Annotated in this window: 19 protein-coding genes; 11 read left to right on the top strand and 8 right to left on the bottom strand. The window is 51.4% G+C overall.

Annotated elements, in window-relative coordinates:
- Positions 1 to 5: 5 nt before the first annotated feature.
- Entirely contained in the window at positions 6 to 914 is a 909-nt protein-coding gene (locus CPA45_RS11190; RefSeq protein ID WP_096651623.1) for a sucrase ferredoxin, read from the bottom strand.
- Positions 911 to 1,762: an ABC transporter ATP-binding protein gene (locus tag CPA45_RS11185; protein WP_096651622.1), complete on the bottom strand. Its 852-nt coding sequence runs from the start codon at positions 1,760 to 1,762 to the stop codon at positions 911 to 913. The genes CPA45_RS11190 and CPA45_RS11185 overlap by 4 nt, the downstream gene beginning before the upstream one ends.
- A gap of 273 nt (positions 1,763 to 2,035) precedes the next feature.
- Between CPA45_RS11185 and CPA45_RS11180 the strand changes: the two genes are divergently transcribed.
- Complete coding sequence (locus tag CPA45_RS11180) at positions 2,036 to 4,177, top strand: TonB-dependent receptor (RefSeq protein ID WP_096651621.1); 2,142 nt, start codon at positions 2,036 to 2,038, stop codon at positions 4,175 to 4,177.
- Positions 4,178 to 4,209: 32 nt separating this feature from the next.
- Here CPA45_RS11180 and CPA45_RS11175 read toward each other — a convergent pair whose 3' ends face one another.
- From CPA45_RS11175 to CPA45_RS11165, 3 genes are read right to left on the bottom strand one after another with little or no spacing between them, the layout of a single operon-like run.
- Positions 4,210 to 5,250 carry a FecCD family ABC transporter permease gene (locus tag CPA45_RS11175; RefSeq protein WP_096651620.1) on the bottom strand — a complete coding sequence of 347 codons (1,041 nt, stop codon included), beginning with the start codon at positions 5,248 to 5,250 and terminating at the stop codon, positions 4,210 to 4,212.
- Positions 5,247 to 6,251: a FecCD family ABC transporter permease gene (locus tag CPA45_RS11170; protein WP_096651619.1), complete on the bottom strand. Its 1,005-nt coding sequence runs from the start codon at positions 6,249 to 6,251 to the stop codon at positions 5,247 to 5,249. The genes CPA45_RS11175 and CPA45_RS11170 overlap by 4 nt, the downstream gene beginning before the upstream one ends.
- A complete protein-coding gene (locus tag CPA45_RS11165; RefSeq protein ID WP_096651618.1) occupies positions 6,245 to 7,249 on the bottom strand; it encodes an ABC transporter substrate-binding protein in 1,005 nt (334 codons plus the stop codon). Before CPA45_RS11165 ends, CPA45_RS11170 begins: the two co-directional genes overlap by 7 nt.
- A 525-nt stretch (positions 7,250 to 7,774) precedes the next feature.
- Here CPA45_RS11165 and CPA45_RS11160 point away from each other — a divergent pair.
- From CPA45_RS11160 to CPA45_RS11125, 8 genes are all read left to right on the top strand, one after another.
- Positions 7,775 to 8,242, top strand: a complete 468-nt coding sequence (locus CPA45_RS11160; RefSeq protein WP_096651617.1) for an Lrp/AsnC family transcriptional regulator — start codon at positions 7,775 to 7,777, stop codon at positions 8,240 to 8,242.
- Entirely contained in the window at positions 8,172 to 9,896 is a 1,725-nt protein-coding gene (locus tag CPA45_RS11155; RefSeq protein ID WP_244287586.1) for an aminotransferase class V-fold PLP-dependent enzyme, read from the top strand. Before CPA45_RS11160 ends, CPA45_RS11155 begins: the two co-directional genes overlap by 71 nt.
- The gene (locus CPA45_RS11150) at positions 9,893 to 11,347 is read left to right on the top strand and encodes an NAD(P)-binding domain-containing protein (protein ID WP_096651616.1); all 1,455 of its coding nucleotides are present in this window, start codon (positions 9,893 to 9,895) and stop codon (positions 11,345 to 11,347) included. Before CPA45_RS11155 ends, CPA45_RS11150 begins: the two co-directional genes overlap by 4 nt.
- A gap of 48 nt (positions 11,348 to 11,395) precedes the next feature.
- Positions 11,396 to 11,890, top strand: coding sequence for a CMD domain-containing protein (locus CPA45_RS11145; RefSeq protein ID WP_096651615.1), 495 nt, complete (start codon positions 11,396 to 11,398; stop codon positions 11,888 to 11,890).
- Positions 11,887 to 12,465 (top strand): peroxidase-related enzyme, encoded by a 579-nt coding sequence (locus CPA45_RS11140; protein WP_096651614.1) that lies wholly within the window; start codon positions 11,887 to 11,889, stop codon positions 12,463 to 12,465. Before CPA45_RS11145 ends, CPA45_RS11140 begins: the two co-directional genes overlap by 4 nt.
- 139 nt (positions 12,466 to 12,604) lie before the next feature.
- Complete coding sequence (locus tag CPA45_RS11135) at positions 12,605 to 13,591, top strand: TRAP transporter substrate-binding protein (protein WP_096651613.1); 987 nt, start codon at positions 12,605 to 12,607, stop codon at positions 13,589 to 13,591.
- Positions 13,592 to 13,667: 76 nt separating this feature from the next.
- The gene (locus CPA45_RS11130) at positions 13,668 to 14,174 is read left to right on the top strand and encodes a TRAP transporter small permease (protein WP_096651612.1); all 507 of its coding nucleotides are present in this window, start codon (positions 13,668 to 13,670) and stop codon (positions 14,172 to 14,174) included.
- A complete protein-coding gene (locus CPA45_RS11125; protein WP_096651611.1) occupies positions 14,171 to 15,460 on the top strand; it encodes a TRAP transporter large permease in 1,290 nt (429 codons plus the stop codon). Before CPA45_RS11130 ends, CPA45_RS11125 begins: the two co-directional genes overlap by 4 nt.
- 321 nt (positions 15,461 to 15,781) lie before the next feature.
- Here the strand turns inward: CPA45_RS11125 and CPA45_RS11120 are convergent, their stop codons facing one another.
- Positions 15,782 to 16,750 (bottom strand): chromate resistance protein ChrB domain-containing protein, encoded by a 969-nt coding sequence (locus CPA45_RS11120; RefSeq protein WP_165771540.1) that lies wholly within the window; start codon positions 16,748 to 16,750, stop codon positions 15,782 to 15,784.
- Between the two features lie 81 nt (positions 16,751 to 16,831).
- Between CPA45_RS11120 and chrA the strand changes: the two genes are divergently transcribed.
- Positions 16,832 to 18,208 carry a chromate efflux transporter gene (chrA, locus tag CPA45_RS11115; protein ID WP_096651610.1) on the top strand — a complete coding sequence of 459 codons (1,377 nt, stop codon included), beginning with the start codon at positions 16,832 to 16,834 and terminating at the stop codon, positions 18,206 to 18,208.
- Between the two features lie 235 nt (positions 18,209 to 18,443).
- Here chrA and CPA45_RS11110 read toward each other — a convergent pair whose 3' ends face one another.
- Positions 18,444 to 19,112 (bottom strand): FMN-dependent NADH-azoreductase, encoded by a 669-nt coding sequence (locus CPA45_RS11110; RefSeq protein WP_096651609.1) that lies wholly within the window; start codon positions 19,110 to 19,112, stop codon positions 18,444 to 18,446.
- 142 nt (positions 19,113 to 19,254) lie between these two features.
- Between CPA45_RS11110 and CPA45_RS11105 the strand changes: the two genes are divergently transcribed.
- Positions 19,255 to 20,103, top strand: a complete 849-nt coding sequence (locus CPA45_RS11105) for a LysR family transcriptional regulator (protein WP_165771539.1) — start codon at positions 19,255 to 19,257, stop codon at positions 20,101 to 20,103.
- A gap of 392 nt (positions 20,104 to 20,495) precedes the next feature.
- On the opposite strand, the gene CPA45_RS11100 is transcribed toward CPA45_RS11105, so the two are convergent.
- Positions 20,496 to 21,446, bottom strand: coding sequence for a TauD/TfdA dioxygenase family protein (locus CPA45_RS11100; protein ID WP_096651607.1), 951 nt, complete (start codon positions 21,444 to 21,446; stop codon positions 20,496 to 20,498).
- Positions 21,447 to 21,625 lie beyond the last annotated feature (179 nt).

Raw genomic sequence — 21,625 nt, 5'->3', positions numbered from 1 at the left:
GGAATCTACAGTACCTTAACTGACCGCCACACCACACTTTCAGTGGGGCCTTGTTCAAGGTCGGCGCAGGTATCTACCCGCATGATGGTGGTGGCTTGGCAGCGCACGCTGAGTTGGCCTTGAGCGTTTCCACGTTGCCACTGCCAGCGTATCAGGCGTTCTTGCTCACTGCCGCTATCATCCAACAGCGTTAGCTGAGGTTGGTGTTGATCCGTGCTTAGGTGTGTACTTAGGTGAGTCAGGGCGGCTAGTTCTGCACACTGTTGGGCGGGGGTGAGTTGTGAGCTGCCCCGGTAGCCAGGCAAGTAGCGTTGGCCGTTCGCTTCTGCTTGTAGGAAGGGCAGTGCTTGCGCCGGGGTAATGCGTCCGTATTTGCGCACCTTGGGCAGTAAAATCAAACTGGCTGCTAGGCGGCAGCCACCCAGGTGGCTACTTTCCCAAGCCTCAAACGGTAGCTGGTGGTCAGTAATCGTTTGAGCCAGCGCCTTATAGGTTTGGTAGCCGTACTTGGCGCAGCATTTATCTTTTGTGCCGTGGGTGCAGCAGAGCAGCAGGTCGGTTTCTAGCGGGGGCTGTTCCCACTCTGCCAAGCTGTTGCCTGTTTGCAGAGCGCTTAAAAAGTCTTCTAAGTGATGGCGGGCGATCAGAAAACGCCGCCGTTCTGGCATTAGAAATACTTGGTGCTGATGTTTATCCATTCCCGGTTGCTGAATCAGGTTAATACGTAGGCCGCTATCGGCAATGTCGTCTAGTGTCTGTTTCAGCGTGTCGTTCATGTTGCTGGCATGGCGCAACTTGCGCAGCCACTTTGCGCGCGGCCAACTGATTAATAGATTGCGTTCGGCATGGGCAGCACTCCCGGCTAGAGGGTCATTCTGTTCACGGCTAAGGTCGGCGCAGAAAGTATGCTTCATAGGGCGATATGTTCTTCGGCAGCGACGTGCTGTTGTTTGGTGTTAACCGTGAATTTATGGGGTACGCACACTGGGCAGCCACTAACAGGGTCTTGGAGAACATGGGCGTCCAGGTCGAATACACGCTTGAGGTTGGCGGCGGTAAATACGTTGCTAGGAGTACCGCTAGTGACAATGCATCCATCGCGCATCATCACTAAGTGGTCGGCGTAGGCAGCGGCCAGGTTCAGATCATGGAGCACCAGCAGTAGGGTACGGCCTTTCTCATGGGCAAGACGTGAAAGCAACTCCAGAAGATCTACCTGTACCTTCAAGTCTAGAAAAGTAGTGGGTTCATCTAACAGGATCAGTTCGGTTTGTTGGGCCAGTACCATGGCAATCCAGCAGCGCTGGCGCTGCCCACCAGAAAGTGCATCAACATGACGCTCGGCAAACTCAGTGACGTTGGTATAAGCCATTGCTTCTTGAACGGCATCGGTGTCCTGTTGAGCATTTTTCTGCCATAAGCCTTGATGTGGAAAACGTCCCATCCCCACCAGCTGTTTTACGCTCAGCCCCTCAGGAGCTACTGGCCCTTGGGGAAGAATGCCCAACCGCTTTGCCACTTCTCGCGTATTGCTACGGTGAATATCTTTGCCATCCAAATAGACATGCCCAGCGCTTGGCGCGAGCGTACGCGCTAGGGTTTTAAGTAGCGTTGACTTGCCGCTGCCGTTTGGCCCGAGTAGCACTGTTAGCTTTCCTTCCGCAATGGCGATATCCACGCCATCTAGCACCCGTCGAGAATCATAACCTACGTGTAAATTTTCACCCGTAAGACGAGGTGACTGGTCGGAAGGGAGCGGCATGAGTTGGCTCATTCAGGTTGTCGAAACAGGCTGCACCGTAAGACAAAATATTCTCATTTTCAATATTTGATCTTTGTCGACGAGCAATAGCCCACTGGCTAGATATGCCCAAAAGAAAATGCGTGTGAGTTAGCAAAAGCTAGGGGGTTATCTCGAACGGTGCGTTCCACTTGGGTAGACCATAGGTAACTTATATGCATAATACAATCGTTATCATTTGTATATGTATTACGTTTTTCAGGTTTAGTTCACTCATTGGGGGATCAAAAGAAGATGCGCGCTAAACAACGCCTAGTGTTTTGGCCGACAGTAACGCTTGCTGGTCTGGTCGCCGTTAGCCAAGTTCATGCACAGCAATCAGAAACTGTTGAAGCACAAGGCGAGAGAGGTGATGCAAACCAAACGGTGGTTGTGACGGCCTCGCGCACGAACTCGACAAAAGAAGACTCTCCTCAGACGGTGCGTATTATCAGCGAGGAAGAGATTACTCAGCAGTTGCAAATTACCAGCGATTCATCGCAAATATTAAGTAACCTGCTGCCTTCCTACTCTCCTAGTCGACAGAAAATGAGTGGTAGTGGGGAAACCTTGCGTGGGCGAACGCCGCTGATTCTGATCGATGGGATTCCCCAATCGAACCCTCTGCGCCCAACTGGCCGTGAAGCCCATACAATTGACTTTTCCATGGTTGAGCAGATTGAAGTCATTCAAGGGGCTAACGCTACCAATGGAGTAGGGGCGGCGGGGGGCGTGATCAACCTGATTACTAAACGCCCAGAGCCGGGGTCACTCAATCAGCATGCTGAAATTCAGGTAACGACGCCCACTAGCGAACTGAATAGCGATACGCTGAGCTATAAAACCAGCTATGGCGTCAGCGGTAATAGTGGCGATGTCGATTATCTGTTTTCGGCTAGCCTTGAGGATCAGGGGTTGTTTCTGGATGGTAATAGCAACCCTGTCGGTGTAGACAACACTCAGGGCGACCTGATGGATTCTCGCAGTTACAATATTTTAGGCAAGCTGGCTTACTGGATTGACGATGATCAACGTCTGCAGTTCACCCTCAATCACTACAATATTGAGGGGCATAACAATTATGTGAGCGTAACGGGTGATCGGGCCAATGGCGTGGTGACTACCTCAGAGCGAGGCACCCCAGAGGGTGATGCGCCCTATAACCGCGTGTGGACGACCGGGTTAAGTTACGATCACTATGATCTGGCAGGGATGCGCCTTAGTGCTCAGGCGTTCTATCAGGACTATGAAGCGTTGTTTGGGGCAACCAATTCAGCGACTTTCCAGGATCCCGCGATTGCCCCTGTGGGCTCCTTCTATGACCAAACCATGGCAGCGACGAGCAAGTTTGGCACTAAGGTCTCGCTGACTAAAGATGACCTGCTGGACGATCGGCTCTCCCTAACTGGCGGCTTCGATACGCTGTTTGATGAAACCGAGCAGTACCTATATCAGTCCGACCGTACCTATGTGCCGTCAACAGAGTACACCGACCTTTCGCCTTTCTTTCAGGCTGAATTTAGGCCCGTTGATTCATTGCTGTTATCAGCTGGCGCTCGCTATGAGTACGCTAAGCTGAAGATTGATGATTATCAAACCGTAGCGGCTAATAATGGGGTTTCTGTTGAGGGTGGCGCTCCTAGTTTCAATGAGACACTCTATAACGTCGGCGCCGTATGGAAGCCTGCGGAACATTGGAGTTTGTTCGCCAATTACTCTGAAGGGTTCTCGATTCCTGATGTAGGGCGTGCGTTAAGAGGGATCAGTACGCCAGGGCAGTCGGTCAACAATATCGATAACCTGAGTCCAATCGTCACCGATAATATCGAGACGGGCGTGCGCTTTGAGAATGGTCGTTTGGCGGCTGAGTTGAGCTATTACGAGTCATCTTCAGATTTCGGCAGCCGTCTCACGGAAGTGGACGATGTCTTTTATATGCAGCGTCAGGAGACCGAGATTAAAGGCTTCGAGGCCTCGGTAGATTACCAATTTAACGACCAGCATGCTGGCCGCTTGGCATACTCTCGCATGGAGGGGCGCTATGACAGTAACGACGATGGTAACCTGGACTCCAAATTGTCTGGGTTGGACGTCTCGCCAGATCGTCTAACAGCCAGCTGGTCTGCTAATTGGACAGATAACCTTTCTACCTTTGTGCAGGCCAACTATGCCTTTGATAAAACCTTCGATGAAGCCAACCGTGAGTTTGATGGCTATCTGTTAATGGATGCCGCTGTGGGCTACCAACTACCTGTTGGGCAGGTCAATGTGGGCATATCTAACCTGCTTGATGAGCAGTATGTCACCTACTACTCGCAGAGTGCTCTGGTGAATGATGAGCGCTATTTTGCCGGGCGTGGTAGAACCGTAACGTTTGGTTATCGCGTCGATTTCTAATCCCACTCAGTCATCCCTGCTCAGTCAGTTTCTCAGTGAGAGCGATAGCGCGTCCTGTGCAGCAAGTACACAAAGAAGGGCGCGCCTATCCCCGCCACAAAGATGCCTGCTGGCAGATCTTTGGGTAAAAATGCCACTCGGCCAAATAGGTCGGCGTACAGCACAATCAACGCGCCGACTAGTGCTGAAGCGGGCACCAACCTTGCCAGATTGCGCCCCACCAATTTAGCCGCTAGGTGGGGGGCGATTAAACCCACAAAGCTTAAACCACCTGCAAACGCCACGGCGGCTCCCGCTAACGCCACGCTACAGGTAAGCAGCATTAGTCTGCTGCGCAGAATAGGCACCCCTATTCCTTCGGCAACACTATCGCCCAGTGCCATGGCGTCTGCGTGGCGGGCGAAGCATAGGCTGATAGGTATTGTTACCAATAGCCATGGCAACAGGCCCTGCACATCCTGCCATTGTGCCGCGTAAAGGCTGCCGGTTAGCCACACATAAGCGGTCATAGCGGCAGAATCATCGCTGATAACGATTAACAGGGTGGTGCCAGCGCCCATCGTCGCCGCCAAACCAATGCCGACTAACACCATGCGGGATGGGCTAATGCCGTTTTTCCAGGTCAAACTGACAACCGCTAACGCCGAAACCAGTGCACCGAGCATGGCAGCAAAGGGTAACCAGTGAATGCTCAAGGTGGTGCTTAGCAGCACTAAAAAAAGTACTGCCGCTAATGCTGCACCGCTGGTAATGCCGATAACATCCGGTGAAGCGAGGGGGTTTCTCACAATACTTTGCAGAATAGCCCCTGCTATCGCCAGTGCTGCACCGACCAGTATTGCTAGCACTATTCGGGGCAGTCTTAATTGCCAAATAATAAAGGCGATATCGCTACTCTGTGGGGAGACCAGTGCATGCAGCACCTGCATGAAAGACGTTGGAAAGCTGCCTAAACTGAGCGAGAGCCCGGCACTTGCAATAAGTAATAGACTTAATAGCAATAGGCGAGTCAGCAGTTGGGAGCTTTCGTGCTTTGCTGTGCTGTTGAGAGGTAAGGTTATTGACTGTCTCATTTGCCTGCCATCTTGCGTCGCGCTAGGTAAATAAAGAACGGTGTACCAATCAGAGCGGTCATCACGCCCACGGGAATTTCTTGAGGGGCCATTAAAAATCGTGAGGCCACATCGGCCAGGAGTAACAAACATGCCCCGAGTAGGGCGCAGGCAGGTAGCAGCCAGCGGTGGTCAATGCCAAATAGCCCCCGCGCCATATGGGGTACTATCAGTCCCACAAAACCAATCATACCTGCCAGTGCTACTGAGCTACCCGCAAGCACAATCACGATAAGCCCTAGCAGCAGTTTAATAGTGGTGGCCTGCATACCAAGGCCTGTGACCATGTCGTCACCCAGCAAGAGCGCATTGGCATGGCGTACTAATAGTGCACAGAGTAAGAGCGCCCCGCCAAAAAGTGGGAGTAAGGGCATGACCACCCCCAGCTCTCGCCCAGATAATGAACCCGCCAGCCAGTAGAGCACGCTTTCAAAACTTTGCTGGTCTATGACCAGTAGCCCTTGGCTGAACGACACAAACATTGCCGTGACAGCAACACCAGCCAAGACAACACGCAGTGGTGAGATTTCACCGTGGCGGCCACGGCTAAGCACCACTACCAGGGTAGCGGCTACCAGAGCGCCTAGCAGCGCAGCCCAAACGTAGTGGGCAGGGGTATGCAGTGGTAAAAGTGATACGGCGACGACCACAAAAAACATAGCACCAGCGTTAATGCCCAGAACACCCGGCGAGGCGAGTGGGTTACGCGTCATGGTCTGCATTAATGCGCCGGCAATCGCCAGGCTGGCGCCTACCAAAGCCGCAATGACCGCGCGGGGTAAGCGCTCTGTGAACAAGATGATATGGGCTATCTTGGTTGGGTCATAGTGATTAAGTGCTGCCCATAATGCTGACCATGCAATATCAGTGGTGCCCAACATAATGCTAGCGACAAAGGCTCCGAGTGCTAACACTATCCCAAGTAGCAGCCCGATGCTTTTTGCAGCGGCGCTGTTTAGCATGCGGACTCCTCCACGTGGTTCGGTAGAGGGGAGAGACAAGTGTGCTGCTGTTGCTCCAGCGACTGCGACAGTCCATAGTGGCGATAGAGATCATCCAACATAGTGTTAGCCGCTAATATGCCGCCGCCCATCATCCAGCTAACCGGGTCGACGTCAAACACGCGCCCGCTTTTTACGGCTGACAGTTGTTGCCATAATGGGTGATTGGCCCAGCGCTGGTAATTATCCGCAATAGCAGGATCATCCGGTTCAAGCAGCACAAACATCACGTCAGCATCCAGTACTGGAATGTTTTCAGTGTTCGTTAGTTTCATCCCCCAACCCTGGGTTTGCAGCGTATCAGGCTGCTTAAAACCAAGTTCATTAAGAATGGAGCCAGTAAAACCACTGGTATAAATACGCACGTGATCGCTCTTAAAGCGGACCACTGCTACTTTTTGGGGCCACTCTCTGCCCAGGCGTTCGGCAATCTGCTGGCGAAAATCACTGACTCTTTCATCCCAGCGTTGCAGTAATTCATCGGCCTCCGCTTCGCGGCCAGTGGCATTAGCGATCATCGTCAGCGTGGTTTTGAAGCCGAAAACGGTGTTGGTTGATACCGTGGGTGCAATGGCTGCCAATAGCGGCGCTATTCGTCCATGGCGAAAATCGCTGGCAATCACCAAGTCAGGGTCTAGCCACGCAATTTTTTCCAGGTTTGGTTGAGTCTCCAGCCCTACGTGCTCAACACCATCAAGTGGTTCACGCAGGTAGTGGTACATAGGCTTTTCTAACCAGGAGTCCACTACGCCGATGGGCGTAAGCCCAAGGGCAACAGCGCTGTCGGTAGCGCCTTGGTAAAGCGTGACAATCCGCGGCGCAGAGGCAACGTGGACAAGGCTGTTTTTAGAGATAGCTTGCTGTGAATTAGCCAGTGCAAAAGAAGGTATTAGCGTTGCGCCTGCTATCAGCAACACACGCATCCAAATCTTGCAACGATGAGAGTGTCCTGCTTGCATGCGCCTCACAATGTTGTTGGAGCCTAAAATCGAAATGATGGCATGCTGTAAAGGCTAATGCAAAGCATTATCAGATGTGGAGCTTCCATCTGCCCAAACATGGTGCGCTCTGGTGGCTATTGACCAGCGCAACGAGCGTATAGTGACTTCGATAAAGTAATTGGGAAGTATGACATCACGAGTGATTAAAAAATGCTTTATTACGTATATGTTCAAGAGTGTATGTATTCGAGAGAGTATGTGTTCGAGAGAGTATACATTTAAGAGCGGTTAAAGAGTTTCAATCAGTTGTGTGCTTTTAACGCCATGCTTTTAACGCCATAGTGGTTTCGGTTTTAAACTTTCAGCATTACTCTTTGTGGTGCAACATATTTTGTGTTGCACCGTTTTGGGATGCCCTTTTAGCCGGAGTAAGTACTTGGTTGAGTTCAACAGAGTTGGAGGTGAAAAATTATTTCTCTTGACCGTATCGAGGAAAGATTATAAAGAATAAAATTCCTTAAAAATGTCTCAAGGGGAAATAAATTGCTTATTGACCGTTTTGATTTGAAAATTCTTGAACAGCTTCAGCGCGATGATACTCTTTCTATTGCGCAGCTTGCAGAGGGGGTTGGTCTCTCGGTTACGCCATGTTGGCGGCGAATACAAAAGCTGGAAAAAGACGGAATCATAGAAAAAAGAATTGCCGTACTGAACCCTGAGAAATTGGATCTTAGTCTCACCGTGTTTGTGATGGTTAAAACAGATAAACATAACCAGGCCTGGCTTAATGCATTTCAGGAAACGGTTAAGGATTTTCCTGAGATCGTAGAAGTTAATCGTCTGGCTGGTGAATACGACTACTTACTCAAGGTCATTACGCGTAATAACCAGTCTTATGACGCCTTTTATAAAAGGCTTATTGCGAGAATAGAGCTCAGTAATGTCACATCGTGCTTCTCAATGGAACAAGTCAAGAAAACCACCGAGCTCCCCCTCGGCGATCTCTCATGAATGGATGGAGAGCCTGCAGAGTGGGGTGATTGGCGAAGGGCGCTCGATCCCCGGCCCGTTTGGCGTATGTCCCTTGCTCTATGCCGATTACACGGCATCGGGAAGGGCGCTAGACATAGTAGAGCGGGCAATTCAGGAGGAGGTGTTGCCTCTCTACGCCAACACCCATACCGAAACCTCTTACACCGGTAAAATGACCACGCGGCTACGGGAAGCTGCTCGCCAAGCAGTGGCGGAATCCGTAGGTGCTGATGACGAGTATGCGGTCATTTTTGCTGGCGCTGGTGCTACTGCAGCGATAGATCGCTGCTGCCGTATTCTGGAATTGACCCATGGGCAAGTGGCTGAGAAGGTCGCTAAGCCAGTTGTTTTCGTTGGCCCCTATGAGCACCACTCGAATGATCTGGTATGGCGCGAGTGCGATGTTGATTTGGTGCGGATCCCTCTGGACAGCCATGGTCTTGTTGATTTGAGGGTGCTGGAGCAGCAGTTACGGGCACATGCCGAGCGCGAGATTAAAGTCGTAGCGTTTTCGGCTGCTTCGAATGTAACGGGGATTCTGTCGCCCGTGGCCAAAATAGCCAAGTTAGCGCATCAATATGGTGGCTTGGCCGTATTCGACTATGCGGCAAGTGGGCCCTATGTGGCGATCAATATGGCAGGCAGCGGCCAGGACGATCATTTGGATGCTATCTTTCTTTCCCCCCATAAGTTTGTCGGTGGGCCTGGGAGTTCCGGCGTACTGGTGATTCGCAAAGCGGTGTGCCGCAATGCGAAGCCGTCCATTGCCGGTGGCGGCACGGTATCCTATGTAACAGCGTCCCATCATCGATATGTTCAGAATGTCGAGCGTCGGGAGGAGGCGGGTACGCCCAATATTTTAGGGGATATTCGAGCAGGGTTGGCGTTTCGTATCAAAGCGAAAGTCGGCACCGAGGCCATTGAGTTACGCGAGAAAGAATTGGTGACCATCGCAGTGGCACGTTGGCAAAAAATAGCAAACCTAAGCCTACTTGGATCACTTGATGCGCCCAGGCTGGCAATCTTCTCGTTCAACATTACTGCTGGAGGCAGGGCGATACACCATAACCTCGTGGTTGCTATGTTGAATGATCTGTTCGGTATTCAGGCAAGAGGCGGCTGTTCCTGTGCTGGCCCTTATGGTCATGAACTGCTTTCCATTGATAGCGAGACGGCAGCAGCGCATGAAACTTTAGTCCAAAAAGGTAGAAGCATATATCGCCCAGGTTGGGTAAGGCTCGGATTTAACTTCTTTTTTAGCAATGAGACGGCTAACTATGTAATATCAGCGGTCGAGTTTATTGCGCGTTATGCCCCGGTATTGATGAAACTTTACTCTGTTGATGAACATAGTGGTGTTTGGGTTGCCCAGCGCCCTGAAGCGTCAGCTCAATCCGAAGAGCCAGTAACGCCATGCCTGTTGGATGCGCTTTTTACGACGAGTGCGTCTGTTGGAACCGTCTGCGAGTCCACAGCACTCGATTGCTTTGCCAGAGCGCTTGAGTTGGTCGAACAGGCGAAAGCCCTGCCTTTACCCGACGACCGTCACGCTGAAGATGTACCTGTTCGTTGGTTCTGGTGGCCCCATGAAGCCGAACAGGCCATGCAGACACAAGCCGAGATGATGCCATGACCCTCACTCCCTCTTTGGCCGGTGCCGGCCTTGAAGCCTTGAATGCTCGTGTGAAGTACGACCTCGCCTGTCTGAACCTGCCACCTTCTAACTGGGTTCCTCCATTGGAGAGGGAGGATGGGCAGCACGTTTACGATGTAGTGATTGTGGGCGGTGGTCAGTGCGGTTTAGTGGCGGCTTTCGCGCTATTGTCGGGAGGTATCGCTAATATCCGTATTTTTGACCGCAACCCGGCGGGTAAAGAAGGGCCCTGGATGAACTATGCCCGCATGGAGACGCTGCGTTCGCCGAAAACATTACCAGGACCCAGCTATGGGTTTGCCTCATTGACCTTCCGGGCTTGGTATGAGGCGCAGTTTGGTACCGAGGCCTGGGAAATTCTTGACAAGATCCCTCGGCCTACCTGGATGGAGTACCTTTGCTGGTACCGTGAAGTTCTCAACCTGCCGGTCGAAAATAGTGTCAAGGTTGAGCATGTTAAGCCCGAGGGAGAGCTACTCAGCCTTGAGCTTTCAGGCGAGGGGGCGACGGCTGAACGTGTTCTGACACGTAAACTGATTATGGCGACTGGCCGTGAAGGTACCGGTGCTCCCAAGGTTCCCGATTTCGTTGCTGGTTTGCCAGCCTCTATTTGGGCGCACACGGCGGACGATATCGATTTTACTGCCCTTAAGGGGAAGCGCGTGGTCGTGGTGGGGGTAGGCGCTTCGGCGATTGATAATGCAGCTGAGGCGCTGGAGCATGGAGCCAGCGAGGTTCGCTTCTTGATTCGCCGTCAGCAGATGCCGACGATCAACAAAATGATGGGTATTGGCTCCTATGGCTTTACCCATGGCTACGCAACGCTGCCGGATGAGTGGCGCTGGCGCATTATGCACTACTCTTTTATCACCCAAACGCCGCCTCCTCGTGGCTCGACGTTGCGCGTCAGCCGTCATGATAATGCTTATTTTCACTTTGGTTGTGGCATTGAAAATATCCGAGTTGAAGGGCCGGAAGTGGTGATCACGACCCAGCAGGGCAAACAGGTTCGCTGCGACTTTCTGATTCTGGGTACTGGGTTTGAAGTTGACCCACTGGCTCGTACCGAGCTGGCTGGGTATGCCGATCGTATTCTGCTGTGGCGTGACCGGTATCAGCCACCTGCCGAGTTTCAACACGAAGAGTTAGGCAATTTTCCTTACGTGGATCGCGACTTTGCCTTCCAGGAGCGAGAGCCAGGAGCGGCCCCTTGGCTGCGTAATATCCACTGCTTCAATTATGGTGCCTCTATTAGCTTAGGCAAGGTCAGCGGTGACATTCCTGGGATCAGCGAAGGAGCCAGTTGGCTGGCAGGCGCAATCGCTGCAGGCTTTTATCGAGAAGATATCGAGCGTCACTGGCAGATACTCGAACATTACGACTCTCCGGAACTACTGGGGGATGAGTGGGAGCCTTCCCCATTGCCTTGAATGCGTAGCGCTAACGTCGTCTTTGTATTTCAATGTTAAGGAACCGAAATGTCACATGTACTTGAAACAGCCGCTGGCGTGCCCAGCAGCGGGCCGCTGGCCGAAGCCCTGACTATGCGCGGCAAGTTGATGGAGCTGACTCAAGCATCTTATGAGGCTGCACTGCTACCCAGCGATGCCGGGAACCTGCCTGCCAACCTAAGAGCGGCACTGGCATGTCGTATGGCGAGAATTTGCCAGCAATCCGGGCTGACACAGCACTACGCTGATTTGCTTGCCGGGTATGGCGATGATGCGGATCCTTACCAACTTGCCCTTCCAGGAGAAATGCCGCCTGCGGATGAGCAGCGTTTGGTAGCGATGGTGGATTACGTTGATTTGGTCACCGAGCGACCACGAGATGCCAGCGAAGCAACAATCAGTTCCCTACGTACCGTAGGCATTGATGAAGCTGATATTGTCCGCTTAGCCGGGTTGGTCGCTTTCGTTAACTACCAGCTGCGCGTTGCTGCTGTGCTGAGTGTGATGGGGAAAAGCCAATGAGTCGTGTCATTCACAAGTTCACCACCCGGGTACCCACGTGGCGGCCCCATATCACCCCAATTGATTTTGATAAGGCGACGCCTGCTCAACAGGAAGCGCTGAAAGAGACGCCTTCCAACACCAAAATTTCTGACTATGTACTGGTGTTGGCGCATGATCCTGAGCCGCTGCGTATCCGCACATCTCTATTTAACGGCATCATGTATGACAAGGGCGGTTTATCCCGTGAAGAGCGGGAGCTGGGTGCTGTGGCAGCATCGGTCGTCAACCGCTGTATCTACTGCGCTGCCGTGCATGCTCAGCGTTATAACAACCTGACGCGTGACGAGCGGGTGATGCAGGAGATCTTCTTCAATGGTGAAAAGGCGGATATCGATGCACGCCAGCGTGCCATCCTTAAGTTCGGTATGCGGCTCTCTGAGTGTCCTCCCAAAGTAACCGACGATGATATTGCCAGCCTCCGTGAAGTAGGGTTGGATGATCAGGAAATTTTGGATCTTACTCTCTCAACCACTCTGTTTGGCTGGGCGAACCGGCTGATGCATACCCTCGGTGAACCCGTGTCGGGGGCATAGATTAAACAAGCGGCCCACTTTTAAAACGTTGGCACATCCCTGGCGAGTATCTATAGGCAGTTAGCACCTATAAACAGTTAGTACCTATCGGCAGTTAGCAGCTATAGACAGCTAGAAAATATATAAGAGGAACGTCCCCATGACAAAACGTACGCTTTCGCGCTTGGCCCTGGTGGCCGCGACTTCCATGCTTTTTATCTCCCCCGCTATGGCAGAGACCTTACGCCTGGGCACGGTAGTAAGTGCTCCTCATCCCTGGATTGATGCAGCTGAAGCATTTAAAGCCGAAGTGGCAGAAGCGACCGATGGGCGTATCAATGTACAAATTTTCCCAGGTGGCCAATTAGGTAACGACCAGACAATGGTCGATGAAATTCGTATCGGTACCACCGATATGATCATTGGCGGTGTGATGAATATTTCGCCTTATACCCCTGAGTTTGAAATTTTCAGTCTTAATTATCTGTTTGAGGATATGGATAAATTCCAGGCTGCCACCTCTCCCGAGTCTCCCGTGTTTGACTACTTCGACAACGCTATGCAGACGTCAGGAGTGGGCTTGAAGTTGTTGAGCCTGACCGGTGGTGGAACGCGTAATTTGAGCACCAATACCGGGCCTGTTACCCAGCCTTCGGATATGCAAGGTGTCAAGATGCGTGTGACGGGGTCCCGCCTGGATGCTGACATGTGGCAATCAGTCGGTGCGTTGACGACATCACTACCATGGACAGAAATCTACACCGGTCTGCAAACTGGCGTAGTGGGGGCCTTCGAGAGCACCATCAGTGGCTATTACTCGAGCCGCCTGTATGAAGTGGCTCCTTATCATGCCAAAACCGAACATCAGGTGATGATGAGCCATATCTCCATCAGTGAGAACCGCTTCAACCGCTTCTCGGAAGAGGATCAGGCCATCATTCTCAAAGCAGCCCAAAATGCGGGTGAGTTCGGCACTGAAAAAGGGGTGGAGTACGATGCCGAGTTTATTCAGGAGTTCGAGGAGTTGGGTGTAACAGTGACCGAAGTCGACAAGCAGGCCTTCATTGATGCGGTCGTTCCTCTGCATGACGAGTTTGCTGAGGAGCGTGGTTTGACTGAGCTGCTTGAAACGATTCGCAACCTGTAAGCCGCGATCCATCAGCGCTTTGGCGTGCTGCGTTTTGACTCATCTGGAAGCAGTACGCCAATGAAAGGGCAGAAAAATGCGGAAAATAAACGATCTGTTGGAGAAACTCCTAACATTTATCGCAGGCTCGCTGTTTGCAGCCTTTATCCTAACGGTACTCTATCAGGTGGTAGCACGTAACTACCTGAAAATTTCAGTATCGTGGACCGATGAAGTCGCTATGGCTTGTTTCATTTGGGCGGTCTTTATTGGGGCGGCCATTGCACTGCGTAAACGTAAGCACTATGTGGTAGACGTTTTCCCTCCAAGCTTTGTTATGACTCAGCGCGTATTGCGCCTATTCGGTAGCCTAGCCTGTCTGCCCGTGATCTATGTACTGATTGTGCACGGTAATGTGCTGGTGGATATGGGCTGGAACCGACGCTCGGTAGCGTTGGGTACGCCTATGGCCTATGTGTTCGCCGCGATCCCCGTAGCAGGTATCGCCATGCTGCTGTTTTCTATTGAGACTATTCGCGATGATATCGCCATGCTGCGTGCTGGTAGAGATGCGGTAAATGGTGGAGAGGCCCCTGAATCATGAGTCCACTGATTACCTTGATTGGCAGTTTTCTGGTTCTTATCGGCCTAAGTGTCCCTATCGCTTTTGCTATTGGTGTGGCTTCCATATTAACGATCATGCAATTGGGGCTGCCTTTAACATCGGTCGTTAATCAGATGTTTGCCAGCATTAACTCATTCCCGTTGCTGGCCGTGCCTTTCTTCCTACTGTTAGGGCGGCTGATGAACGATGGGGGAATCACCGACCGCCTGCTGCGTTTTGCGGATAGTACCGTTGGGCATGTCCGTGGCGGCCTGGGCCATATCAATGTCATGGTATCCATGATGTTCGCCAGCCTCTCGGGGTCTGCAGCTGCAGATACTGCCAGCGTGGGGGCAGTACTCATTCCTGCTATGAAAAAATCGGGCTATCCCGCGCCGTTTGCTGTGGCATTGACGGCAGCATCGTCCGTGCTGGGGGGCATTATTCCGCCCTCGATTCTCATGGTGATTTACGGTGCCTTCGGCAACGTATCGGTAGGTGCTCTGTTTATGGGAGGCATTCTGCCAGGGATACTCGTTGGTTTGATGCAGATGGGGTATGTGTATTACATCGCGAGAAAGCATGATATTAAAGCAACGGGTAAGTTCTCTTTCCGTCAAATGGGGCGTACTGCTATCACTGCTGCTCCACCTATGGTGTTGCCGCTTGTGGTTCTGGGTGGCATAACCCTAGGAGTATTCACTGCTACGGAAGCGGCTTCGGTAGCGGTTCTGGTCGGTATGTTGTTGGCCTTTGTTTTTTATCGAGCGATACGTTTCAGGCAACTTCCAGGAATTTTGTCAGACTCGGTTGTGGCCTTTTCGTTACCCATGTTTGCCGTAGCGTCTGCAGGCATTATGGGGTGGCTGATTTCGTATTTGGGGATCGCTCAGGAGGTCGCCAACTTTATTCTGTCCGTAACGCAATCGCAGGTAGGCATCATGCTGTTGGTGATGCTGTTTATGTTAGTGATTGGAACCGTCCTTAGTCCGGTGACGGCAGTCATTATCTTCCTCCCCATTATTCAGGGGCTGTGTATTGCTGCTGATATCAACCAGATCCACATGGCGCTGGTAGTGATTTTATCACTCACCCTCGGGTTGATTACGCCTCCGTATGGTATTTGCCTGCTTATCGCAACGCAGATTGGCGAAGTTTCCATGCCGCGTGCTTTTATGGCAGTGATACCGCTGATAGTGCTCATTATGTCGATAATTATCGCCATGATACTGCTGCCAAGCGTCTTTCTGTATCTACCACAACTGGTCTTTCCAAAAGCGTTTTAGTGGCAATTGACGGTAGTCAAAATTGTTTTGCTATTGGTTAGGCGAGGTGTTTTCAGAGTGGTTTTATGAATACCGTGACAGGTGCCGTTGCCCAGTCACGGTATTACTACTAACAGTTTGATACTAGCTCATTGGCAATAACACGCGGCTATCAACGGGCCGAGCCCTTCCAAACAGCGACCATACATCAAGTCCAATCCAGATGAGTAAATGAGGGGCATTAGTACACTCAGCTTGAGTAGCTTGGCATCGCCTATTTGCTTCTTCATGATGCCCTCGAACAGCTGTCGATGGGCCCATCGGCGTCTTTAAGGTAGTGTATTATTGATTTCCTGAGTTACCCACCTGGTATGCGTGGTAGAGATCATCAAGCAGCATTCCGATGTGCTCAAGCAGCGCATCATCGTTCTCACAACGCTCTCTAGCCCCGGCCAACATTAGTTTTACACCGACTGCTTCGGGTACCGATAGACCACCCACATCCAGGTAGTGAACTAGCTCGGCCACTCTGGACAAAGCCGTATCACCATCCAGACCAAAACTTGCCATCAGCACCTCAAACGTGACCTTATTGTCGACATGGGTAAACGTTGCGCCGTCGAAATCGAACCCCAATGCTTCAGGGGGGCACTGCGCTGGGCTTTCTAGCCACAGGAAGCGCGCCTCAGGGTCTATGAAGCGCTGGATCAACCAAGCCGATGCCACGCGATCTACCCAAAGCCGGCGGCGTGTTGCCCATACTTTCCCACGAAATGCACTTCGATCTCGCAGGGGGATCTCGGCTTGGATAGCATGGGGTTCGTCGGTTACGAAGCAGCGATTGTAGACCGCTTCAGCTTCTACCAGAGCGGCGATGGCTCGCTCTCTTCCTAGCCCTGGGAAAAAATCAACCTCTACGATAGCTTGGCAACGCCGCTGCAACTGAATTAATCGGCGCTGTGCTTCACGTTCCTCAAGGCCAGGGCACGCCTCTTGCCATTCGGCAACTTCCCCCAGTAAATCCTGAAAATCTGAGGTACGATCAAATAGCGGCAATAGCAGTCCATCGGTATCCATAGCGGATTCGTCTATTTCAAGCAGGAGGGCTTTACCTCCCAGCTCCCGGATGGCGTCAGCCTGCTGCTGCAGCGCTTCTTTACGTGCTGGGCTTGTCGGTAGTAGGTAGACACCATCACGCATTACCGCTGCGCCTAAGCTGCGTAGTGCCCGCCAGATCCTCATGCGGGGTGTGCCCGCTCGCCCGCTGAGGCTCATGACCAGTATCAGCCAGCGTTGCGTGTTATCTGTCATGACATTGTGGCCGTTGTATGTGCGACATTCATGTTGTACATTCTACAAAATAATATCCCTAACGTCTTTAGAGAGTGTGCCATGCCGCCTGTCAATGAGTCTTCTCACCAAATACCGTTCCGAGAGGCCGTGATGGTTTGGTTGCGTGTGGCCATGCTTAGTTTCGGCGGCCCCGCCGGACAGATCGCCGTGATGCATCGCATCCTGGTCGAAGAAAAAAAGTGGATAGGTGAGCGACGCTTTCTGCATGCCCTCAACTACTGCATGATGCTTCCGGGCCCGGAGGCTCAGCAGTTGGCCATCTATATCGGCTGGTTGATGCACCGTACCAAAGGCGGTTTGGTGGCCGGAACGCTTTTTGTTTTGCCTGGCTTTATCGCCATTCTCGCGCTGAGTTACCTCTATGCGACACTGGGAAATGTGGGCTTGGTAGAGGGGCTCTTTTTCGGCCTGAAAGCCGCCGTATTAGCGGTGGTGCTTAATGCTGTTACGCGGATAGGGAAGCGGGCGCTGAAAAATCGCACCATGCTGGGTCTGGCGGCAGTCGCTTTTACTGCCATCTTCTTTTTTGATGTAGCCTTCCCGTTAATTATACTAAGTGCGGCCTTGCTGGGTTACTGGGGTGGTAAAAGTGGCATGGCGGCCTTTCGGGTGGGAGGTGGCCATGGGGATGGGAATGATCAGGGCCTAAGCGATAGAGACTCTGTGCTTGGCGAGGGGCTACCGGCCCACGCACGCCCCAATCGCAGTTGGTCTCTGCGCATGTCGGCGACCTTGTTGCTGCTGTGGTTGACGCCGGTGGCGCTACTGTTGGTCATGTTGGGTAGCGAGAACGTCTTTAGCCAGATCGCTATCTTCTTCAGTAAGATGGCGGTCGTTACCTTTGGGGGCGCCTATGCGGTGCTTGGCTATGTCACTCAGGAAGCGGTGCAGAATTATGGTTGGCTGGCACCAGGGGAGATGCTGGATGGCCTGGGCATGGCTGAGACCACCCCTGGTCCACTCATTCAGGTAGTTCAGTTCGTCGGGTTCATGGGTGCCTATCGGGACGCTACGGGGCTCGATCCGATGCTGGCGGCGATCTTGGCAGCGGTGCTAACTACCTGGGTAACCTTTGTTCCTTGCTTCCTGTGGATTTTCTTGGGGGCGCCCTACGTGGAACGCCTGCGCGACAATCGTGCCTTGAGCGCTGCTCTTTCCGCCATCACCGCAGCGGTGGTTGGCGTCATTCTCAATCTAGCGATCTGGTTCGGGTTCCACGTCATCTTCGCTGAGGTAGAGGAGCGACATTTCATGGGCGCGCGTTTATTGATCCCGAACCTTGCGTCCTTAGATCTGTTTGCCCTGCTACTCGCAGCCGGAGCCATGGTCGCCATCTTCTATTTCAAGGTCGGCATGCTCAAGGTGCTGTTTGGCTGTGCGCTGCTTGGCGTTCTAGCTTCGCTGGTTAGCTTCTGATTACTTCACTTTCTGGCAGGTTTGCTAGATGCTCGTTCTGTCATCAGCCAATGCAGGGCAGTAGAGTCAGTAGCGCATCCAGTTCCATATCAAAGCGTGCGCCAAACGGGGGCGTTTTGTGTGTCTGGTAATCTAGCCATCCACACTATCCAATAACAGCTCGATGCCTGAGCCGCTTCCGCCCCCTCAATTCCATGTGGCCCGTCGACGTAGGCACACAGCGCTCACGTTATATTTACTCTTGGTTTGCCAATTCACCTGCTAGCAATCCGGCATTTTTAAGCGCATTGGCAACTGATTGGCGATGCCTTTCGTCACCAAATTCTTGGTACTCTGATGTTATTTCATGAAATGATTCGACACCCAAGTATCTGCCCAATGTCTTAATATGCGGCCCAAGATGGTTCATATGCTCACGCTCACCCCCTGGCCCGAACCCAAACTCTCCGCATGAAGTCACTAAAATAAGTGTTTTTCCAGACAAAAGTGGCTCTATAGGGTGGTCACCACGAGCCAAGTCAAAGCTAAATGTTTTATTGATACGCATGACCTGATCGAACCACGCTTTAAGAGGGGCAGGCATGCCGTAGTTGTACATAGGTGAAGATATTAAGATAACATCCGCTTGAGATAACTCGCTAAATAGCTGGTCTGATAAAGCCAGTTTTTCACGTTGCTTAAAGCTTTTTCGGTCATCTGGCGTGAAAACGGCACCTATCCAGTCTTGGTCAATAAAATCAGGTGGGTTTAAACCAATATCACGATAAATGTAATTATCTGTACTATTAGCAGATTTCCATTTATCAACAAACTGCATAGCAATACGTTTTGATATTGAGTTGTGATCGGGGTTTGGGTTTGTCGCCTTACGTACGCTAGCGTCTATATGAAGTAATGTGCGCATGAATGGCCTCAGCAGGTAGCGATGTGGAGTAGCTATGCTGCCTTTTTGCCAATACTGCGACAAATGAATAAACTGAACCGATAGGTGAGTAAAACTTATCTATTGAGAAGTAGGGTTGAGACCAAAAACTGGGGGGCTGGCGGTGAATGCTTCATTACAGGCGATTAAGGTGTTTGAAGCAGCTGCTCGGCTGGGGAGCTTTAAAGATGCCGCGGAGGAGCTGTCGATAACGTCAGCGAATGTATCGCATCACATCAGCAACCTTGAGAATAGATTGGGAGTGCGGCTGTTTACCCGAGTCAACCGGGGCGTGATTTTAACGTCAGAGGGGCACCAACTCTCTGAGGCGACAACAGCAGGTTTGCAGAAAATTCAGACTGCGCTAGATAATATAAAGTCAGATGCCTCACGACTGAATGTTGATACCACCTCATCCTTTGCCGCCCTGGTGCTAATTCCTTTGCTACATGACTTTAATAAAATCTATCAAAATGTTGATGTTGAAATATCAACAGGTGAAGTAGTGGCATCAAGAGTTAATACCCTCTCTATACGTTTGGGGGACGTAACCCGGGTTGATGAGTCAAATTTATTAAAAAAAGAGCGTTTTAACGTATATGGGAGCTCCCCTTTTATCCGCTCCATCACAGTGGATAAGCCACCTACGGTCTATCTGACTAAGTGGAAGAACAATAAACTGCCGGACTCTCCTTGGAAAAACTGGCTAATTGAAAATGAAGAGTCGCTTCCAAATTTTGAAATAAAATACTTTGATCAGGAGCTTTATGGTGTGTATGAAGCTCTTGCTGGGAAAGGGCTGGTGTTTTGTTCAGAGACCTTAGTTTCTAACTTTGTGAAAGCTGGCACATTGCAGCCAATTGTGTCTCAAGGCGTCGATTCAATGCTGTGTTACTACATCCCGACCGAAAGCTGGCAGCACAGCGCCAAAATGCAGGCCTTTGTCGATTGGCTTAAATGTCAGATAAAATAGTTATCCACTGGTATTTTCCTATTATCAGGCGGATGATTTCCAGAATTAATTATAGTGGTCACTATGAAATATAGCTAAATAACAGCTCACTGCGTGCCTGTCGCAGGAAGCCCGATAGGGAAGAATGTCTCTACGCTTTAGCAGCTGGCCTTAATCTAGGGAAAAGGTCACTGTGATTCGAGTTAGATACTGTATCTGCTATGCCACACATCGTTAATAACTTTGATGAAAAGGCCAATGTCAAGGCGATAATCCCTAGTCTCTTAAGTTTGAGCAGGACGGTAGTGGAAATAACACTATCGATAACATGGCGGAGTTAGAGCTTTTTGAAGCTTACCGTCCTGGCTAATTATTAGCTAATCACTTCTAGTACCAAAAAAGGAAGTAGTTTGTTAACCCACCAGCCCCCACTCAACGGCACTAGCCGTTTCACTGAAGTAGGGGCGGTCGCCTTTCACCGTGACACGCTCACCCCTTCGTGCTAGCCCGGAGTAATCAAAAATAGCCCTGTGCTGGGTGCAGCGGTTATCCCAAATAGCCAAGCTGTTGGGTGTCCAATTTAGGCGCACGGTAAACTCTGGCGTTTCCTGATGGCGATAGAGAAACTCCAGCAGCGCCTGACTCTCTGTGTGGGAAAGCTCAACAATCTCCCGAGTAAAACCTCGATTGACAAACAAGCTTTTGCGCCCGGTTTCAGGGTGAGTGCGCACCACAGGATGCACCGCCTCAGGGTAATCCGCACCGTTCTTGAAACCAAATTGACTGCGATCTTTAGCCGCTTGATGACCGTAATGGAGGCGATAAGTAGCTTCGCCTGAGTGAACGGCGGTTAAGCCTTCAAGCAGCGATTGCAAGGCGGGGGAAAGTGCTTCATAGGCGGCATAACCGCTGCTGAACAGGGTATCGCCGCCATATTCAGGCACATCACGTAGGTACAGCAAACTTCCCAGCGGTGGCTCTACATCGCAAGAAACATCTGAGTGCCAATGACCACCGTTGACCGCACGCTTGCCGCCCCGAATGTCTTTCGGGTCGTTAGACGAGTTGGCATCGGCCTCAATGGGGAAAATTTCCGGGTAGCCCTCAGGGCCTTTCGCCATAGGGTGAACGTGCAGATCGCCAAAGCGTTTGCCCAGCGCGATATGCTGATCCCGCGTGAGAGTTTGATTACGCAAAATCACTACCTGGTACTGGAGAAACAAAGATTTAAGCGTAGCAAAGCCTTCGTTATCCCGATTATCGAGAGCCAGGCTGGCGAGATCTAACCCTTCAATTTCGGCACCGATATGACCGCTTAAAGGGCGTACACGAAGAGTGCTCTGTGAGCGTTGTACCTGTGTCATGTGTGTTGCTCTTTTTAAATGGAGTGTGAACTCACTATCGAAGAGCCTCTTCATGAACCCAAATAACTTAAATAACCGTGCTTTTTATGATTTAGATATCAGTAGGCAGAGAATAAGTAGTTCAGTTATTCGCTGATAAGGACTTCTCGAAAAATCACTTCTGAGTAATATCAGAACTT

The sequence above is a fragment of the Vreelandella nigrificans genome, from assembly GCF_002374315.1.
GTDB classification, from domain to species: Bacteria; Pseudomonadota; Gammaproteobacteria; order Pseudomonadales; family Halomonadaceae; genus Vreelandella; species Vreelandella nigrificans.
The sequence above is the reverse complement of the archived record's forward strand: the minus strand, read 5'-3'. Positions and strand labels throughout refer to the sequence as shown.

Bases quoted from the DNA above. Each gene is read 5' to 3' on its own strand.
- CPA45_RS11190 (WP_096651623.1), bottom strand. From the start codon at position 914: ATGAAGCATACTTTCTGCGCCGACCTTAGCCGTGAACAGAATGACCCT.
- CPA45_RS11185 (WP_096651622.1), bottom strand. From the start codon at position 1,762: ATGCCGCTCCCTTCCGACCAGTCACCTCGTCTTACGGGTGAAAATTTA.
- CPA45_RS11180 (WP_096651621.1), top strand. From the start codon at position 2,036: ATGCGCGCTAAACAACGCCTAGTGTTTTGGCCGACAGTAACGCTTGCT.
- CPA45_RS11175 (WP_096651620.1), bottom strand. From the start codon at position 5,250: ATGAGACAGTCAATAACCTTACCTCTCAACAGCACAGCAAAGCACGAA.
- CPA45_RS11170 (WP_096651619.1), bottom strand. From the start codon at position 6,251: ATGCTAAACAGCGCCGCTGCAAAAAGCATCGGGCTGCTACTTGGGATA.
- CPA45_RS11165 (WP_096651618.1), bottom strand. From the start codon at position 7,249: ATGCAAGCAGGACACTCTCATCGTTGCAAGATTTGGATGCGTGTGTTG.
- CPA45_RS11155 (WP_244287586.1), top strand. From the start codon at position 8,172: ATGTCACATCGTGCTTCTCAATGGAACAAGTCAAGAAAACCACCGAGC.
- CPA45_RS11150 (WP_096651616.1), top strand. From the start codon at position 9,893: ATGACCCTCACTCCCTCTTTGGCCGGTGCCGGCCTTGAAGCCTTGAAT.
- CPA45_RS11145 (WP_096651615.1), top strand. From the start codon at position 11,396: ATGTCACATGTACTTGAAACAGCCGCTGGCGTGCCCAGCAGCGGGCCG.
- CPA45_RS11140 (WP_096651614.1), top strand. From the start codon at position 11,887: ATGAGTCGTGTCATTCACAAGTTCACCACCCGGGTACCCACGTGGCGG.
- CPA45_RS11135 (WP_096651613.1), top strand. From the start codon at position 12,605: ATGACAAAACGTACGCTTTCGCGCTTGGCCCTGGTGGCCGCGACTTCC.
- CPA45_RS11130 (WP_096651612.1), top strand. From the start codon at position 13,668: ATGCGGAAAATAAACGATCTGTTGGAGAAACTCCTAACATTTATCGCA.
- CPA45_RS11125 (WP_096651611.1), top strand. From the start codon at position 14,171: ATGAGTCCACTGATTACCTTGATTGGCAGTTTTCTGGTTCTTATCGGC.
- CPA45_RS11120 (WP_165771540.1), bottom strand. From the start codon at position 16,750: ATGACAGATAACACGCAACGCTGGCTGATACTGGTCATGAGCCTCAGC.
- chrA (WP_096651610.1), top strand. From the start codon at position 16,832: ATGCCGCCTGTCAATGAGTCTTCTCACCAAATACCGTTCCGAGAGGCC.
- CPA45_RS11110 (WP_096651609.1), bottom strand. From the start codon at position 19,112: ATGCGCACATTACTTCATATAGACGCTAGCGTACGTAAGGCGACAAAC.
- CPA45_RS11100 (WP_096651607.1), bottom strand. From the start codon at position 21,446: ATGACACAGGTACAACGCTCACAGAGCACTCTTCGTGTACGCCCTTTA.